21 protein-coding genes, 3 tRNA genes and 1 pseudogene are annotated in these 17,013 nt (G+C 44.4%); 13 read left to right on the top strand and 12 right to left on the bottom strand.

What is annotated here, in order from left to right; genetic code table 11:
- Positions 1-673: 673 nt before the first annotated feature.
- The 4 genes from MHI32_RS23095 to MHI32_RS23080 all read left to right on the top strand — a co-directional run bounded on the left by MHI32_RS23095 (position 674) and on the right by MHI32_RS23080 (position 2,715).
- On the top strand, positions 674-2,161 hold the full coding sequence (locus MHI32_RS23095) for an extracellular solute-binding protein (protein ID WP_076128836.1): 1,488 nt from the start codon (positions 674-676) through the stop codon (positions 2,159-2,161).
- A gap of 112 nt (positions 2,162-2,273) precedes the next feature.
- Positions 2,274-2,438: a hypothetical protein gene (locus MHI32_RS23090; RefSeq protein ID WP_167347621.1), complete on the top strand. Its 165-nt coding sequence runs from the start codon at positions 2,274-2,276 to the stop codon at positions 2,436-2,438.
- Between the two features lie 82 nt (positions 2,439-2,520).
- Positions 2,521-2,597: transfer RNA gene (locus MHI32_RS23085), tRNA-Met, on the top strand.
- 44 nt (positions 2,598-2,641) lie between these two features.
- Positions 2,642-2,715 (top strand) — tRNA-Ile (locus tag MHI32_RS23080).
- A 439-nt stretch (positions 2,716-3,154) separates the two neighbouring features.
- On the opposite strand, the gene MHI32_RS23075 is transcribed toward MHI32_RS23080, so the two are convergent.
- Positions 3,155-4,372, bottom strand: a complete 1,218-nt coding sequence (locus MHI32_RS23075) for a sialidase family protein (protein ID WP_076192033.1) — start codon at positions 4,370-4,372, stop codon at positions 3,155-3,157.
- A 33-nt stretch (positions 4,373-4,405) separates the two neighbouring features.
- Complete coding sequence (locus tag MHI32_RS23070; RefSeq protein WP_042191062.1) at positions 4,406-4,771, bottom strand: hypothetical protein; 366 nt, start codon at positions 4,769-4,771, stop codon at positions 4,406-4,408.
- Between the two features lie 506 nt (positions 4,772-5,277).
- Here MHI32_RS23070 and MHI32_RS23065 point away from each other — a divergent pair.
- Positions 5,278-5,781, top strand: a complete 504-nt coding sequence (locus MHI32_RS23065; protein ID WP_076185238.1) for a hypothetical protein — start codon at positions 5,278-5,280, stop codon at positions 5,779-5,781.
- Positions 5,782-6,609: 828 nt separating this feature from the next.
- Here the strand turns inward: MHI32_RS23065 and MHI32_RS23060 are convergent.
- The 7 genes and pseudogenes from MHI32_RS23060 to MHI32_RS23030 form a co-directional block, all read right to left on the bottom strand.
- Positions 6,610-7,599: a hypothetical protein gene (locus MHI32_RS23060; protein ID WP_340010995.1), complete on the bottom strand. Its 990-nt coding sequence runs from the start codon at positions 7,597-7,599 to the stop codon at positions 6,610-6,612.
- Positions 7,596-8,090 carry a sigma-70 family RNA polymerase sigma factor gene (locus tag MHI32_RS23055; RefSeq protein ID WP_076220021.1) on the bottom strand — a complete coding sequence of 165 codons (495 nt, stop codon included), beginning with the start codon at positions 8,088-8,090 and terminating at the stop codon, positions 7,596-7,598. The genes MHI32_RS23060 and MHI32_RS23055 overlap by 4 nt, the downstream gene beginning before the upstream one ends.
- Before the next feature lie 329 nt (positions 8,091-8,419).
- Positions 8,420-8,557: pseudogene (locus MHI32_RS23050) on the bottom strand (phosphomethylpyrimidine synthase ThiC); the annotation flags it as partial.
- Between the two features lie 96 nt (positions 8,558-8,653).
- Positions 8,654-8,989 (bottom strand): DUF3139 domain-containing protein, encoded by a 336-nt coding sequence (locus MHI32_RS23045; RefSeq protein WP_076302540.1) that lies wholly within the window; start codon positions 8,987-8,989, stop codon positions 8,654-8,656.
- A gap of 364 nt (positions 8,990-9,353) precedes the next feature.
- The gene (locus tag MHI32_RS23040) at positions 9,354-9,515 is read right to left on the bottom strand and encodes a hypothetical protein (protein WP_155288176.1); all 162 of its coding nucleotides are present in this window, start codon (positions 9,513-9,515) and stop codon (positions 9,354-9,356) included.
- Between the two features lie 66 nt (positions 9,516-9,581).
- Positions 9,582-10,133: an ImmA/IrrE family metallo-endopeptidase gene (locus MHI32_RS23035; protein ID WP_036683410.1), complete on the bottom strand. Its 552-nt coding sequence runs from the start codon at positions 10,131-10,133 to the stop codon at positions 9,582-9,584.
- Positions 10,134-10,296: 163 nt separating this feature from the next.
- Positions 10,297-10,473: a YjfB family protein gene (locus tag MHI32_RS23030; RefSeq protein ID WP_076098563.1), complete on the bottom strand. Its 177-nt coding sequence runs from the start codon at positions 10,471-10,473 to the stop codon at positions 10,297-10,299.
- A gap of 149 nt (positions 10,474-10,622) precedes the next feature.
- On the opposite strand from MHI32_RS23030, the gene MHI32_RS23025 reads away from it, so the two are divergent.
- Positions 10,623-10,772 carry a hypothetical protein gene (locus tag MHI32_RS23025; protein WP_155288175.1) on the top strand — a complete coding sequence of 50 codons (150 nt, stop codon included), beginning with the start codon at positions 10,623-10,625 and terminating at the stop codon, positions 10,770-10,772.
- Positions 10,773-10,853: 81 nt separating this feature from the next.
- Here the strand turns inward: MHI32_RS23025 and MHI32_RS23020 are convergent, their stop codons facing one another.
- The gene (locus tag MHI32_RS23020) at positions 10,854-11,291 is read right to left on the bottom strand and encodes a NucA/NucB deoxyribonuclease domain-containing protein (RefSeq protein ID WP_076302541.1); all 438 of its coding nucleotides are present in this window, start codon (positions 11,289-11,291) and stop codon (positions 10,854-10,856) included.
- Between the two features lie 100 nt (positions 11,292-11,391).
- Between MHI32_RS23020 and MHI32_RS23015 the strand changes: the two genes are divergently transcribed.
- Positions 11,392-11,808 carry a cytidine deaminase gene (locus tag MHI32_RS23015; RefSeq protein ID WP_038572821.1) on the top strand — a complete coding sequence of 139 codons (417 nt, stop codon included), beginning with the start codon at positions 11,392-11,394 and terminating at the stop codon, positions 11,806-11,808.
- 174 nt (positions 11,809-11,982) lie between these two features.
- Positions 11,983-13,458 carry a glycosyl hydrolase gene (locus tag MHI32_RS23010; protein WP_340010992.1) on the top strand — a complete coding sequence of 492 codons (1,476 nt, stop codon included), beginning with the start codon at positions 11,983-11,985 and terminating at the stop codon, positions 13,456-13,458.
- Positions 13,459-13,530: 72 nt separating this feature from the next.
- On the opposite strand, the gene MHI32_RS23005 is transcribed toward MHI32_RS23010, so the two are convergent.
- On the bottom strand, positions 13,531-14,019 hold the full coding sequence (locus MHI32_RS23005; RefSeq protein ID WP_076128858.1) for a PH domain-containing protein: 489 nt from the start codon (positions 14,017-14,019) through the stop codon (positions 13,531-13,533).
- A gap of 117 nt (positions 14,020-14,136) precedes the next feature.
- Between MHI32_RS23005 and MHI32_RS23000 the strand changes: the two genes are divergently transcribed.
- On the top strand, positions 14,137-14,697 hold the full coding sequence (locus MHI32_RS23000; protein ID WP_076128860.1) for a hypothetical protein: 561 nt from the start codon (positions 14,137-14,139) through the stop codon (positions 14,695-14,697).
- Between the two features lie 214 nt (positions 14,698-14,911).
- Positions 14,912-15,247: a YolD-like family protein gene (locus MHI32_RS22995; protein WP_076128863.1), complete on the top strand. Its 336-nt coding sequence runs from the start codon at positions 14,912-14,914 to the stop codon at positions 15,245-15,247.
- On the opposite strand, the gene MHI32_RS22990 is transcribed toward MHI32_RS22995, so the two are convergent.
- Positions 15,244-15,408: a hypothetical protein gene (locus MHI32_RS22990; RefSeq protein WP_169744799.1), complete on the bottom strand. Its 165-nt coding sequence runs from the start codon at positions 15,406-15,408 to the stop codon at positions 15,244-15,246. The two genes, MHI32_RS22995 and MHI32_RS22990, sit on opposite strands and share 4 nt — an antisense overlap.
- A 117-nt stretch (positions 15,409-15,525) precedes the next feature.
- Between MHI32_RS22990 and MHI32_RS22985 the strand changes: the two genes are divergently transcribed.
- The 3 genes from MHI32_RS22985 to MHI32_RS22975 all read left to right on the top strand — a co-directional run bounded on the left by MHI32_RS22985 (position 15,526) and on the right by MHI32_RS22975 (position 17,009).
- On the top strand, positions 15,526-16,212 hold the full coding sequence (locus MHI32_RS22985) for a M15 family metallopeptidase (protein WP_340010990.1): 687 nt from the start codon (positions 15,526-15,528) through the stop codon (positions 16,210-16,212).
- 75 nt (positions 16,213-16,287) lie between these two features.
- A complete protein-coding gene (locus tag MHI32_RS22980) occupies positions 16,288-16,764 on the top strand; it encodes a WGxxGxxG-CTERM domain-containing protein (RefSeq protein WP_340010989.1) in 477 nt (158 codons plus the stop codon).
- A 159-nt stretch (positions 16,765-16,923) separates the two neighbouring features.
- Positions 16,924-17,009: transfer RNA gene (locus MHI32_RS22975), tRNA-Leu, on the top strand.
- The last annotated feature ends 4 nt before the right edge of the window (positions 17,010-17,013 follow it).

Genomic DNA, 17,013 nt, shown 5'->3' with positions numbered 1-17,013 from the left:
GTGGAGAGTAGGGTTTTGGTGTTTGTATTTACATTCACATTACATTTACAATCAATTTCTGACACTTGGCTGACCTGCGCTCTGTCGTTCTGGTATATTGCGTTCTGTTGCTCTGGTATATTGCGTCTCTGACACTCGGGATTCTGAAACTCTGCTGCTATGCGCTATCGCTCTATGATCTGGCTCTGAACACTCTGATACTCTGAAACTCTGCTGCTATGCGCTATCGCTCTACGCTCTGAACGCTCTGACACCCGGTGATTCCATTGCGCTGTCGTCTCAAACGCAGAATAGTTGTAGTTTCTGCACTTAAACTAACCTTCCTTAGAGGATCTGGCGATATAGTTGCACTTTGTGCAATTAAATCAGCCTGAAATCCGCTGAAAGCACCTAATAACGTTTTTTAACTGCACATAGTGCAATTAAAAGGAGAAGCACAACACACTCAGCTGTAATAGTTGCACAAAGTGCAATTATCCTGTCGCAGAAGGGCATTTCAGTATCCTTAGGAAACTCGCGGAACGTTTTTTATAGAAATAATATGAAGAAATCGTAGCATAACTTTAAACAGCCTGTAACTTCCCCTCCTGAATAAAGCTATATACTGTTACTAGAATTATGGGTAATTATTCATAAGGTGGATGGATTGAGTATTTTATGGGAGGGTTCAAGAATGAATCATATAAATAATAATAGAAGGCTATGGCGGCGCTGGTTAAGCTTTGGAATATGTGCAGCACTCCTATTGCCTTTAATTTCTGAAAGCAGGCATACAGCTTGGGCGGAGGCTTCTAAGCCATCTACAGAACAGCGCGTGTTACGTATTGGCAGCCTCTGGTCTGGAGAGGACGATTCTTCTTTTCGTCAGCAGTTTACAGATATGTATGAATTGCAGCATCCTGAAATCAAACTTGAGATTATTCCAGCCATCAATATGAATGAGCTTCGTTTTGACAGCACCTATCCAGAGGTTAACCCAGATAATCTGGAGAATATCCGAGATATTATGGGCGGTGCAGAGCCAGTTGATGTAATCGTCGGTGATAGTACATTGGTGAAGAGTTTGGTGGAACATAATCTGGTGCAACCGCTGGAGCCGCTTATCGCACGAGATCAATATGATTTAAGCAATATGGCGCCTACGATGCTAAGTGGAGTTCGTGAGCTGGGTGGAGGAAGTCTTTACGCGTTAGCGCCGACTTTTATGTCGAGTGCGTTATATTTTAACAAAGGTATTTTTGATGCTGCTGGTGTAGGTTATCCGACAGATGGGATGACTTGGGATGAAGTGTTCGCGCTGGCCGAAAAGGTGACCAAGAAATCGACAAATAAAGATAAGCGTATATATGGCTTTTCGATGAACCGTTATATGAGCGATCCTTTCTGGGATATGCAGACCTATGTCTCACCGCTGGAGCTTGCTATGTATGACAACAAGGGACATAAGATGGAGGTAAACCAAACACAGTGGAGTCAAGCTTGGACGACCTACAGCCAATTGGTGAAAAAGCAAATTACACCTGGGTTAAACGGTATGGATTTTATAGAAACAGAACGGAGTACCTATAGTCCTGTCCAAGGGGATCTCTTCCTTACCGGAAAAGCTGCAATGGTAATTGGAGAATACGATTATCTTAATGAGCTTGCAGGTGTGAGCCGCAATGCAGCAAAAATTAAAAATTATAATCCTGTCGATTGGGGTTTCGTTACCGTACCTACTTTTAAGGAGAAACCAGGAGTGGCTGTAGGTACTTGGGTAGGTAATATGATGGCTATCAACACTATGGCTGCTAATAAGGAAGATGCGTGGGATTTGATCAAATTCGTCAACAGTAATGAAGTAGCAAAAATTAAAGCCCATACCCGCGGGGAACTAACTTCCCGTAAGGATTACATTACCACGAAAGTACCTTCAGTAAATCTGGAGTCCTTCTATACGCTTAAACCATTACCAGCCAATGATCCTTTGATGAACGTCCTACAAACACAGAAGCCTGGAATTAGCCGTATTAACGATGTTGGGCGTCAACTGTTCACAGAAGTTTATCAGGGCAAGAGAACGGTCGAGAGTGCACTTAAAGCTTGGGAGAAGCAAGGGAATACGATGCTGGGTACGCTCGAAAAAGATCCCACATATTATTTTGACTCCATAGGGGATTGAGTTTTGGAATATGTAGAAGCCACCGGATTTCCGGTGGCTTATTTTGTGGAACTTGGGCATGATAAGTTCAGAGCAGCGTAAGATTAATTTGCGAAAAGGAGAAGAGGGCATCATGAATTGGATATACTTCGCGAAACTGTTCAGAACGAGATTTCAAGCAGGCTGTTTGGCAAAAAGACTGGAGCAAGATGGCTGGATTTATGGCTATCATGACCCAAGTTTTGTGGAGATTTATCGATCCCGCAAAGGAAGATATGGGGTTAGATTTTTGCCTTGAGAACTTTTACAAATTCATCCTTGACGTAGACCCATTTTGTACTGTATATTATTTATTGTCGCTGTTTGAATATTATTTCTGACGCGGGGTGGAGCAGCCCGGTAGCTCGTCGGGCTCATAACCCGAAGGTCGCAGGTTCAAATCCTGCCCCCGCAACCAATTTTATTACAACAGCAATTGTACATTCGGATATTTTTAGATCCGGGCCCTTAGCTCAGTTGGTTAGAGCGGTCGGCTCATAACCGATTGGTCGGGGGTTCGAGTCCCTCAGGGCCCACTTATCAAAAACCCTTACCTTGTAAGGGTTTTTTGCTGTCTATAGGCTCCTTGTAAGTAGAAGTGGAAGAGTTGGAAAAGCGACAAAATAGAAAATGATCACATTTTGGTCACGGCGTTGTTAGATCCACTGGTTTTATCATAGATCATCTGGAAAACGGTAAAAAGTATGTATTCTGTGGAACTGCCCTACTCTTGTAGAGGAAAGGGGACAGTCATGACATATAGACTATTAAGTAGCAAGCACCATACGCCGTAGATTTTGATTGAATTAAAAGCATGTCCAATACGCTGAAATTGATGATTTCTTTGAAAAGGTTAATGCTGAATTTTGATAAGAAGCAATAGAGGATGCCGCATATTCGCTCGGCATCCTTTATTGCAAGTAGATATACTAACTTAACAGCCTTTTAATTTATCATCAGAAGTTGATTAATAGCTTATTGATTATCCCCAAACCAGATGTTCTCTGTACCGGTCCGCGTGTCTGTCCATACGCTCACTAGACGGCCTGTTTGAGGGACGATGGCATTACCGATGTAGTCCCCAATTAGGGGGATGCCGGTGACGTCAAAGGAAGTTGTTGTTATCCGGGTGTTTGTATAAGTCATACCGCCATCTCTAGATGTTGCTAGATAAACATCAAGGTTGAGGGGGTTGACTCGATTAGTGTAATAGGTAACGAATATTGCACCATCCGCAGGGGATACGGTGATGGCTGGGAAAAAGTTTTGGGAGCCCACCGGACTACCTGTAATGGATATTGGTGCCCCCCAATCCACACCAAAATTAGTGGAGATAGCAAGAAAAATATCAGAATAACCTTCTCGAAAATCTTGCCATACAGCATAGACATTCCCTCGCGTCGTCGGTGCATTAGAAATATCTGCTGCGAGGGAAGGGTATGTCAGACATCTAAATGTATATCCCGGCAATGGATCTGGTGGGACTACAACGCTGGCGACCATGGTTTCAGGAGTAAAAGTGACCCCACCGTCTGAGGATGTGCGAATTTTAAGATCAGTATTACCGGGAGGCTGATTGATCCATCCCACGATAACAATCCCATTTAATGTAATTGCTATACCGGGGAATTCTTCGAATTCTTCGACCGAAGACAGCAGGGAGGGACTGGAATAGGTACTACCGTTATCTAGGGAACGATTGAAGAATATCGTATTTCCCGGTATGAATTGTGTGTTGTAATCATGCGTATAACCAGTATATACATTTCCAAAAAAAGGACTTGATCCAGCTTTGTCGGTGACAACGACCACCTGATCATCATTTACAAACTGCCCAAACCCTTGATTCACGATGACTGGCGGTCCGAATGAAGAGGCATTGTCGGCAGATGTATAGGAGACGATCGACCCGCTGAGACCGTCTGAATCGAAGGCGTGGGCTAATACTACGAAAGTGGTCGGGAAAATATAATCAATATGTGGTGCTTCGATGCCTGCAAATCCTGTCGGTAACGGCAATAACGTTGTTGTCCAAGTGGCACCTGCGTCAATAGATTTGTATAAACCTATATTAGGAGGGCCTAATCGAAGATCTACAGCTACGGCAACCATAACTGAAGGATTAAGCCAATTTACCGCGATGGTGGGCTCAAACTGAACGCTTGCGCTCGGTGAAAGTTGAATATTAACCATGCAAAGCTCCTTTCGTCATAGAGTTTTTGGTACTTACGGGTTCAGCTGAGCTATGAAAGTAAGTTCGGATTGCAGCACTCTTTGATGGGGGATGACGTTTCCTGACGAATCCGTTCCGAACACCGTGATAATCGTGTCTGCCGGTGCGTTTCCAGTTACGAGAAATTGGACTTCATAAGCTGAATTGCCTGCGATATTAAAACTGAGAAACTGGCTGGTGTTAGCATTAACATTTAATGAGTTGGAGTAGACTAAACCTTTACTAACCAAGGTATTCCATACGTAAACGTGATAGACTACGTTAGATGAAAAACTAAGGTTGTCATTATCGATATTAATGACCACGTTGGATGCTGGGGTAGTCCCTGTGTTCGTAATAATGCCTGTTGTTGTTGCCATGAGCTTCACCTCTTTATTAGTTTGCTATATATATATGAATTGAGATTCATTGTGTTTGGACAAGGGAATCAGAAAAATCGCGGAAATGATACTGAGGGGTCTTATTAGGTGGGGAAATACATATAAAATTTCAGCATGATCTGAAGGTAACTTGATTATAAGTTGAACAGCAATAGACGATTTTTACGTGCTACTATGAGGGTGTAGAAAACAGGTTAGAGTCGCACGGCCGAAGCAATGGCGATTTACCGGGGCGTAACTCTTGGATGGGATTTCGGGATTTGGTGTCTTACGTTTGGAATGAAAAAGCCGCTGAACGTGGAGTAACTATTCGCTATCCGCAGGAGAATTTTAAGAATTTTGAATAGAAGGTCTGACATTCATTTTAAATAAATGTTATAATTATTAAATCAGTGTGTAGAGATATTGGTCTTTTTTATTGGGCCAAAAATATATGTCTCATGATACGTCTGCCATCTGAAATATTATTCACGGAGATGACAAACATGCATGGAGACACAAGACTGCCCAGAAACGGAAAAGAAGGTATACTATTTTTACTCATTATTTCAATCATTTCAGTTAACACTATTGCCCCTATTATTGTGGGGTTGGAACGCGGCTTCAGTAAGGAAGTGTATATAGATACACTAAAGGTTATTCCGTTTATGTGGATGATCGTAGTTTTATCCGTAAGATTAGTTGCAGGACCGATTGTTGGAAAAGTGATGCCGAAATTCACGGGACAAACCGATGGATTTAATGCAAGGATTCTGTTGAATACTTTATTGAATGTCACAGTGTTATCTATTTTACTATCAATTATCGGCACATGGGTTGGGACGAAACAAATAAGCCTGGATCCACTTAAAAACTTCCTTCACATCTGGCCGAGAAACTTTGGAATAGCATTTTGGATTGAACTGTTGGTTGCGCAGCCGATCGCAAGATTTGCAATGAAAACATTACACGCAAGACAGGATCGTAAAACAGAAAGTGTAAATGCGTAACTAGCTAGAGTGTAGTAGACTAATAAGAAATTCAAGGAGCGTCCATGGTGGGCGTTCCTTTTTTGCAGCAATCGGAAGTATCGAGAGAGACCCTGTGTTCCTTTGAAATTTGATTCCATAACAATTACGTGAACGATGCTTCTCCTGTCGGACACAGCTGACCCTTAAAGCGGTTTTTTTCCACATTTGCAATTCTAACGGACTCCATAGTCGCTATTGGCATAAAAAGTACCGCATGTGAGCCTCTTTCTAGGCATTAGCGTCCATGGAGTCCGAAACCATGCTCTTAAGGCTGAAAATCAGCAAATAGCGACATCTGGGTCCGATAGCTCGAGGTGGAGGAGGTTAGTTCGTTTATTCGTTAGCTCGTTAGTGCCGTGCTCCTCACAGATTTAGTTGCAGAAATTATAATGAGAAGCAGCTTTTAAAGGAACAATCAGTAGTCTCACCTCTACAACCAGCATATCTAGTATGCGAGTTCATAAACCATTCAGTAAAGCACAAAACGGCACTGCTCCAAACCATGAAATGGTTTTGAAGCAGCGCCGTTTTTGTTAACAGCCAGCTAAATTGTCCAATGGAGAGCAGGGTGACCGAAACGTTGTCCCTAATTTCTTCCGATTGCAGTCCCGATCGCAGTCCAACCGCAGTCTCGATCACAGTCCCGATCGCAGTCCCGATCGAGTCCCGATCGCAGTCCTGATCGCAGTCCCGATCACAGTCTCGATCGCAGTCCCGATCGCAGTCCCGATCGCAGTTCTGATTGCAGTCCCGATCGCAGTCCCGATCGCAGTCCCAACCGCTATCCCTGGGTTTCCACCAGCATTCCTAAAGTTTCATGCTGTTCCACAGCTGCTGGAATGCCCCGGATTCGACCTCGAAGAATACCGGTGCTTGACCGTAGCGTACAAGTCCTTGACCGAACAGCGTCAGCTCTACTCGGGCGTTGTCTTCCAGCTGCAAATAGATGATCTTGCGGTCTTCGCTGTCGTAGATGCCTTGCTCGATCAGCGGCTCTGCTGCCAGCGGTTTGGCAGCTTGGAGGGCTGTCAGGAAGCCATCAAGCGCCTCGCTATTGGCGATTGGCGCCTGCTGCTGGAGGCCGTTGTTCCAGCTGTTGAAGCTTTCCCATTGAGCAGAAGTAACTCGGCCTTCAAGATTCAGCTTGCCGAACAGGTCGGCGCCGCTGTTTATGGTGATGCCGTTGGTGTGCTCATACAGTTCGGCGAATACCTCGCCGTTGATTTCCGAATAGGACATAATCAGAAAGCTGGAGTCATAGCCCTTCACGGAATAGAGATCCGTTTCGCCGATGTTCGAGGCTAACTCAATATATTCGTCGTTACCGCTCCATTCGTTGATGCCGCCTGTAGTGCGTCCCAACTTATCACCGCGCAGAGCAGCAGCATCGGCAGCGTCAATGCGAGTCGCTGACTGTGTATAAATATTATTTTTATACACGACCAAGGCGATCATATCTGCCTTCACGCCAGACTCCTTATCTGGCAGTTTCAGCTTGGGAATGACAATGCTGCCGGATGTAGCTGTGCCTGAATTGCCAGCATTGCTTGCACCCGGAGTTACCTGGGCAACCTGCCCCGGGGAGGTCTGACTGTTCAACTGCTGCCATATACTAGGCCCAGCCAGACCGATTCCTGCGGCGAGCACGACACTTGCTGCGATATAAACGGTTTTGCGCGGACGCTTCCGCTCCTGCCGCTGCTCTATTTTATTGAACAATTCTTTTTTCATCTCTTCACCTGGTTTCATCGAATCCACCGCTTTCTTATATGTTGTTCGAAACTGATCTTCCTTCACTGTGGTTCCGCTCCTTCCAGCTCCAGTTTTAACAGTTGCCGTCCCCGCTGAAGTCTCATCTTCACGGCAGACTGACTAATCTGCAGAATCTTGCTGATCTCCTGGATGGGATAGTCCTCGTAATAATAAAGATGGATTACGGTTTTATACTTCATGGGCATCGCCATAACTAACTGCAGCAGAGCCCAATCCTCGGGGCTGTCTGCCGCAATTGGCTCAGCGCTCTCCAGCTTAACCTCGCGCTTGCGCCAGCCTCTGCCCAGTAGTGTTTTACAATGGTTGGTGATTACCCGGATCAGCCATGCCTTCTGATGTTCGGCATCTTTGAACTCCGGCGCTTTTTCTATTAGCTTGATGAAGGTATCCTGAGTGGCTTCTTCGGCATCTTGCCGGCTGCCTAGATGGACCAAAGCGATCCGGAACAGCATATCTGCGTAGATTTCGTAACTCTTCATCACATGATTTCCCGGCCGGGTCATGGATCGCTGCATGATACTGTGCCCCCCTTTACCTATAACACCATTTAGGATGGCATTAGGTCACATTTTGTTCCTGAGAAAATTCTTTGTGTTTGAGCGTAAAGAATACCTATTCATAAATTATCTCCAGAGGCTTACGGACTCAGAAGTCGTTATTTGCATATTTATAGGCTTTTGAGCAGGTTCGCGGACTCCAGTGACGCTATTCCTTAAAAAGGAGGTCTTATATGGTGTTTTTCATGCCAATAAAGGCTATGGGGTCCGCTACACTTTGAAATGGAGGGTTATACCGCGCATAAGATCAACTGTGTCCGATAGCTGCTAAGAACCACGCCAATGTTATCTGTAGTCAGTGGACCTAATGTATAAAAAGGGGCTTCGTTACAAGTTTCAAGTTGCTTATCCATACTCTCTTTAATCAAGTGCATCGGCACATGTCCTGAACCCTCTACCATCACCTGTCTACGCAAACGATGTTTACCTATTTAGAGCAGGGAAGATCAAAAAAACACGTTTGCCCAAGCAGCCAAGTGCTGACTGCTGGGCAAACGCGTCTTTTTTATAGGGCAACTCCTTCACGGGAGATTCTCCTCGATATGTTTATATGTATAGCTCGGATTATTACCTTTAACAGGAGCCCTGCTGTATTGAAAGATCCTTCCATTTTCTTTTCGATAAAAGTATCTTGCGTAGGGTTCGTCTGCAAAAATCACCGTGGTACTTACGAGGGGAGCTTTGGCAATCTGGGTGTATACTTTATCAAAATCTTCTTTCTTATAATTTCTCGTCTCTACTAGATAATGAATGACTTCTCTGTTCATATGATTTTGGAAGTAGTGGAAGGCTAAGGATGTTATTCCATAGATTAAAAGGATTAGAACGATGAAGATTAGTTTTGTTTTTTTCTTCATTAATTCCCTCCATATAAATAATTTGTATATAGTATAAGATAATATACTGAGACTGGTATGTCATTCATAGATATATGACGCAGGAGGAAGAGAAAATACTGGAGCTGGAGCAGCAAATTAAGATGCTGGAGGACCAGGCAAGTCCGAGGCTGCCGGGGGTGAAAATCTTTTAGTTTTTAATATGGGGTTTTGTAGGTGTATTCGTTATTCTAATTCTTATTGGTGTGATACAGTTTGTATTTGCATAACAGATTATACAAAAAGGCAGCAAATACTGATAGTAATCCAGGCGTAAGCGAAAGAAGAATTGCCGGGACATACTATATTTGCTGCCTTTTAACTTATGAAGAATAATGATTCTCTTTTAGTCCTCTTTGGGTTCTTGTAATAAAATGGAGAAGGTCCCCGTTTCGTGATCCACCTCAATCGTCTCAATGCCCACGAAATCCGGGATTTCGGGGTGTACTGCATCTACATTATAATCCGGATGAGTCAGTAATAATTCAATTACTTTAATGGCTTCCATGTCGTTCCCCCTCACGAGAAATTCCACCATAAATGAATATGCAGAGCACTATTGCAACTAAGCTTATTATCTCCGTGATCCGTTGCGAATATGTGTCAGTCGTTCTTCGTTTCTTCCCATCACGGCCAATAATTGCCCTTGGAACACACGTCTTTGGATCTGATCAATCCGCTGTAAGGCCAGCTCGGCAGGAACTTGAAATTCTGCTGCGAGATAGGAGATGGCATCCTCCCGTTGCTCAGGCAATGTCATGCGGGAGATCATGGAGTAAGGCATCGCCGCATACAAGATAAAACGCTCGGATTCATCCTCCTGTGCCCGCGTGAAATGCTCTGGCATCAAGGTCTGATTATCACTGCCATGGCGAAGGAGGTGACACAGTTCATGAAGAAACTCTAGCCGTTGAAGATTGGCTGGAAGGCGGTTGTCGATAAACAGGCTGTACATCCCTGCAGACGCTTCAATGCTCTTGCTTCTCACATCCAAATAATGAACCCAGATATTAAGCCGCTCTGCAATATACGATATTGAAATTTGTGAGGGCTGATGAAGATTTAATCGCTTGTATAAATCCTCCGTCCATTTCTCAAGCACAGTCATTTGATAATATGATTTCATGTTCTCCAACTTATTCACCTCGTTTAAAATCACTAATAAATCACTAATGGGATCGTATGTTCGCATAAATGCGCAAAAGAAAAGCCCGAAGGGCTATGTAGAGTAAAAAAATGCTAAGGATACACAGGAACATTCGTTCTCATGTATCCTTAGCATAAAGCAATTACACACTAATATCAAGTGTTTTTCCCAAATTAGGAGCAACGCTTTTGCCCAGCATTTCCACCATGGTTTGGCTCTGGGTTTCAGCCTGATTCTTGGCAATATTCATGACCTGTATCCCAACATTTTGAGCTAAGGATGCTTGGCTCATTGCCATTGATAATGCAGCTATATCCATATTGCACCTCCTTTGTGTATATCCTGTTTATCGACTGTCCACCTTCAATTCATTAGGTGATTGGCATTTGTTTGCCAATTCGCCCAAACGGCTTATCTCCTTTTTACATATCTTGTGCTGTAGTCATTAATCATTAGGAGGAATTGAAAATGGGAATGGAACATGGTTGTGGTTGTAACGTAGGTCCGGTAGTAAGTCCAGCATCAGTAGGTCCGGTGTGTAGTCCTTGGACTTCAACAGGAGCAATTCTGGTACTTTTCATCTTGCTGGTTATCATCACTAAAGCTTGCTTATTCTAAGTTAGCTGATGTGCAGTGTAGCCCCATCTGGCGAATGCCAGGTGGGGCTATTCTGTTGCCTGGGGCTGGTCAGACAGACCGTTATTTAAACATAAATTCTACCCGCGTTCCGTCTGCATAATCCTCCAGCTGATTGCCAACCCAGCTTCCTGCCCCGCGGTTATCGCTTGGCGTTATGTATTCAATGTCGGCACCAATGCCGCCTTCCTTACACATAGCCATTGGCCATTCATCCCGGTCATACCCCTTTTTAGTGGGGATCCCTTTTAAGGACTCTTTACGGTTCTCTTCAGCCTGCTCTCGGTTAATCGTACATGTGGCGGATTCACCTTTCGCAATGGCATCCTGAATATGTTTGGCGGTCTCAGGATAGCGGTCTGATGGGAAGGTTAGCTGAACAACACTCGAATCGGATGGAGACGAGGGGTCTGTAGGCTCTCCGTTTTGTTCAAACCAGTAACTAGCCAAAGCAAGTAATGCAACAATGATGAGACTGGAGATCCATTTTTTTACTTTCAATTCTGCTCCTCCTTTTTTGGCACTTAAAATAGTATATCTTATATCATAATTCAGTGCGATTTAATATAATTAGGTAAAATAAAGGAGGACGGAACTGGATATGGAGTACATAATTACCATTGAGGATCAGACGCTTATTACGGCTGCCGAAGATATAATTACCAGGCGTTATGAATGGGGACGGCACCATGTGGGTGCAGCGCTTCGTACTAAAACAGGAGAGATTTTTACAGCGGTACATGTGGAAGCCAGCATGGGGAGGATTACAGTCTGTGCAGAGGCGATGGTGATTGGCAAAGCGATATCAGAAGGTTATAAGGAATTTGATACGATTGTTGCGGTAAGGCATTCTGATCCAGACAGCGAGGAAAAAGAGATTAAAGTAGTCTCTCCCTGCGGCATGTGCCGAGAGTTAATTGCGGATTACGGAATAGACTGCAAGATAATTGTATCGGAGGATGACCGATTAGCTAAATATGAAATCACTGAGCTATTGCCTTTAAGGTACACGAGATAAGAAAAAAAGTAATGAGGAGCCGCGGAGCTCCTTTTTTTGTTGAGCCGTGAATTTATTCAGCAGTTCCTTATATCGTCCCAACTTATTTTACAACTTCATGTCCATTCGCTGAGTTCATGTCATTATTGTCCCCATACTATAACTTAAAAAGATTTAAAAGGATGGTGAGAATAGATGGAACAGCGGATTATTCGTCAGATGGTTGATTCAGCATCAAGGTTCGTGGGCGATGTGCAGTGGCAGATGGCTTTTCGCAGATTACAAATGGCTCCCGCGGATTCGGGGCTGTCGTCCTCGGCTCAGCTATTGCTGAATACCCTCTATTACTTGCAGGGAAAGGGTGTGATAAGCGGCCAACATGATTATTTGGAAAGTGCAGACGAGCTCATGGAGAAGCTTAAAAATAGCAGCGGGCAATATGCTGCGCTTCATGGCTACGAGCTGGGCGCAATCAATAATCAGTCACAGGCTCTAATTGACAATCAACGGAATTGGGTCGTCAGCAGTGCGATACGCTGGTCTAGGGCCGGCGGGATCGTAACGATGTGTTATCACGCTGCATTACCGGGGACAGCGCCAACTTGGGGGAATGTAAATACGAGCCTAAACAATGCTGATTTTGATAAATATATAACCCCAAGTACCACCCAGTATAATGCTCTGTTAGCTGATCTGGATAAGATAGCCCTGTCGCTGAAAAAGCTTAATGACGCAGGGGTTCCTGTACTTTGGCGGCCGTATCATGAAATGAATGGTGGATGGTTTTGGTGGGGGCAAAAGAGCAATTACGCTGCATTGTGGAACCTTATGTTCGATCGTTTTACCAATTATCATAAGCTGCATAATTTATTGTGGGTTTGGAGTCCAAATGCAAAAAATCAGTGGTGTGATGAGCCGGCAGAATACTATCCGGGCAGTGATAAGGTAGATGTGCTGGCGCTCGACATTTATGACGCGGATTTCAAGATTAGTCATTATGATAATTTATGGGATCTGGGTCGTGGCAAGCTGATTGCGATTGGTGAGAATGGAGAGCTTCCGTCTGCTGAACTGTTGTCCAAAACACAGCCCAAATGGTCTTATCAGCTGACCTGGGGGAAACTCCTCTATGAGAAGAATACCGATGCTGTGATAAAAGCTTTTATGAACGATAAAATGGTATTCACACGAGAGGAGTATGCTGCTGAGGCCGCCGCTTTCGCTGCTATCGGGGATAGTGTGCTGGAGAGTGGACTCTGTGGCCAATATTACAATAACATGACGCTTAGCGGCACGCCTGCACTGTTGCGTACGGATGCCAATATTAACTTTTCATGGAGACAAGGTTCGCCTGATCCTGCCATTCGTGTAGATGCGTTCTCTGTGCGGTGGAGTGGGAAGCTGACGGCTGCTTTTAGCGAGGTGTATACCATTTATTCCTACTCTGATGATGGGATACGGGTATGGATTGATGGCGGGCTAGTCATTGATAGTTGGGTGAATCAGAGCGGCCAGGAACGAAAAGGGAGCATAAACCTGATTGCAGGTAAGCCGTATGAAATAAAGGTGGAGTATTATGAGAATGCGGGCGACGCCCGGGTTGTTTTGCAGTGGGAGAGTCCGAGCCAGATCAAGGGGGTTATCCCAGCGGGGGCATTTTATCTTCCATAAAAAGAGTACTTCAAGTGTGCAAGCGCAAGCAAAAAGCCCCGGTTTTCCGGGGCCTTTTTACGTATGAACGTCTTAAATTTGCTCGCGGTAGCTAATGTTGTTGGCGATCTTCTCGTCACGAACGGCTTTGCGCAGAACATCTTTGACGGTTTGGGCATCATGGATTTTTCGAAAAAGAAGCTGAGGCGCTGAGGCATCATCAGAAAATACAGTTAATGATCCAATGCCAAGCATCCGGTCCATGATAGACTGTTTTACGGATAAATCGCGTACGCGCAGCAATTCGATTTCTTCAACATTTTTACCGATAAGTCCGGTCTTTACCATAATACGCTGACTTGTAATGGTATATGAAGTTGTGTTAAGTCCTACGATTCCTTTGAGTCGATCCGAGATGCCGGCAGGTTTGCCTTTCCAGAGGACAACTTCTTGAATGACATGATTATCTACTGCGGGTCGATGAGCGGTTACTGGAGCAGTACCGTCAAGGCTGGTTCCACATTCTCCACAAAATTTAGCGCCCTGCTTGTATTCCGCTCCACAGGTGGTGCAATAAGGCATAAATACTCTCCTTTCCTGATCACAATTAAAATAATTATAACATAACAGTCATTTTACATATATTTCATTTGCGCTTTACACAAACCGACATTATCCTGTTAAGTGGAGGGATAAATAATGAAAAAAGCTTTACTAATAGGAATGCTGATGATGACTGTCATCCTTAGCGCCTGCAGCAATAATTCAACTTCATCGGCACCTGCCACGGAGGAAGAAGTGCAGGAGACCGTGCAAAACTTCTACAATGAAATGTCTAAACTTGAAGAGTCAGGAAAAACTTCTTTAGCGGAGTTCAACGAAGCCATTGCTGGTTATTCAGCAGGAGAACTCACGGACAAGCAGTTGGAGAAGAAAATTAAGCAATTCCAGAGTACCGCAACTGATTTATCGAATCAAGCCGAGAAAGTAAAAATTTCCTCCAGCTTGCCTGAAGACATTCGTAAGTTGCTCGAAGAGTCTAAAGTTGCCTTTGAAAGTGCTTATTCTTTAAAAGAAGAGGCCTCTCAAGGTGCTGATTCCGCAAACGTTACGGCTGAGCAATTTAATGAATTGAATCAGAACGCTGATGTAGCGATGTTATTCGGTATTTCCAAGCTTAACGAGGCAAGAGAAGCAACAGGGCTTATAGACTCCGAAGGTCAGGCTACCTCAGAGTCTGGGGACGTTGTTCAAGAATAAATCAAATCAGGCGCTGCGCAGTTTATCTGTCAGCGTCTTTTTGCTGCGAATTTTAGCTTGGATAGATATACATTAATATACATCTTTTGAATAAAGAGTGACCCTTAAAAAGGTATCTTTTTCCTGATTATTGATTAATATGCGAAGATGCGGATATAATACAAACATACGTTCGTGTTCAGAGGAATAGATATATAATTAAGGAGGGGTTACCATGGGCAAAAAGCTGGAGAAAAACGGGCTGTGGGAAAGCAGCCGCATGATGCTGCCGGAGCATAAGATACGAATTATAAGAGATGAACGGGAAACGCTGCGCCGCATCAAGCCTATTCTGGATGAGCAGAAGCTGGAGGAGATTGAATGTACACTGGCTTTGTCGTTGCGGAGTCATGTACGAGTGACAGTTGTTCTTTTTGACCCTTTTGAAAATACTATGTTAAGTGGTTTTGTGACTTCCATTCACACCCACTCGCGTGAGTTTAAGCTGCAGTGGGCGGAGGAATGGAAGTGGATCGATGTGGATGATATTGTCGAGGTCTACATCGTTTAATGCTGAGAGCCGTTGCCTTCGCTTTTCTCATAAGCGATTAAGGTAACGGTAGGATTACCGGTCAGATGTGCAATGGAAGCTTCAGCATTCCGAATAATTTCCAGTGCTTCTTCCTGTTCACTAAGGGCTGCAACTTTATAGCTATCGCTATGAATATCCATATGTCTCCCACCTTTCGTTAAATATTTTGTCCTTTTTTGTGGAAATCATCCTAAAGGGGACAGGGGTACAGGCAAATAGGGCAGCGTCATCATTGAATATACCAAAGGGGTGATTCTATGCTGACTTTGGAGCAATTGAGGGAAAAATCCGCGGCGCGTCTGGTCGGGCTTCATCCTGTCTTGGCGGCAGGTGCGAATGTTTTGATTCAGCAAAGCCATGCGAGAGGAGTCCCTATCGTTATTACTCAGGGTCTACGGACCATTGCTGAGCAAAATGCTTTGTATGCGCAGGGTAGAAGCAAACCAGGACCGATAGTTACCAACGCTAAAGGCGGTACCAGCTATCATAATTATGGTCTTGCGTTTGATTTTGCGCTTTTGCTGCCGAATGGCACTAGCCTTTCTTGGGATATCAATCGTGATGGTGATAAGGATAAGACAGCAGATTGGCAAGAGGTTGTACAGGAGGCTAAGCGGCTTGGTTTAGAATGGGGCGGGGACTGGACCTCTTTTAAAGATTATTCACATCTGCAAATGACTTTCGGTTTAACTATAGATCAACTTCGGGCAGGTAAACGTCCAACGACGGACCAAGCCAAAGAGGCTTTAAAAAAGATTACCGGAGGGGATGATCAGGTGAACAAAGACGTTACAGTGACCATTAACCTAAACGGCCGCAAGCTTACCGATGGCGTTCTCGATACCGGAACAACCTATGTACCCATACGTGCGCTGGCTGAGGCGCTTGGAGCAAAGGTTACTTATGATGCTGTGACTAAGGCAGTTAATGTAGTAAAAGAGTAAAACCACCATGCATAGACAGTGCCGTCCAAGGGGAAATTATCAGTGATAACTAACCTTAAAGGGAGGCATAACACTGTGAACAAGCTGATAACAAGCCTTGCATGCGGTACTGTATTATCAATGAGTCTAATGGGAGCTAGCTATGCATCAAATGCCGTGGGATCAGCAGCATTGGGCGGTATCCCCGCCGCGAATACCGGGATGGATGGGACTGCGGAACACACTCGGATGATGAATACGGAAGGCAATTTAATGAACGGCACCACGGGAACAATGAATCAGCATGAGAGCATTATGAAAGATAAGATCCGCATCGATGATAATTACAGACCTAACAACTACAACACCAATAACTACAATGACACCCGGAACAACTACAGAACCAACAGCATTGTCAACCCGGCAACCAACACCACACAGACCGGCAAATACCGTGCAACTAGTACAACAACGAATGCTGCAACTAACAAAGGATCTAATTGGGGCTGGCTCGGTCTGCTTGGACTTTTGGGTCTTGCCGGAATGAGAAGCAGAAGTGACGAGCGTAGATAATCCGCGTTTATAATAACCCGTATCGGTTCTGGCTGAACGGGTTATTTTTATTGTGAATAAAATTTTTTCGAAAAAGGATTGCGCGTTATCGATATTCATGATATTATATTTCTTGTCGCGTTATATGTGAACAACGTATGAAGCTTCAACACATAATATGCCGGGGTGGCGGAACAGGCAGACGCACAGGACTTAAAATCCTGCGGTACGTGAGTACCGTACGGGTTCGACCCCCGTCCTCGGCACTAG

Source organism: Paenibacillus sp. FSL H7-0690, assembly GCF_037980415.1.
Taxonomy (GTDB): Bacteria; Bacillota; Bacilli; order Paenibacillales; family Paenibacillaceae; genus Paenibacillus_AQ; species Paenibacillus_AQ odorifer.
The sequence above is the reverse complement of the archived record's forward strand: the minus strand, read 5'-3'. Positions and strand labels throughout refer to the sequence as shown.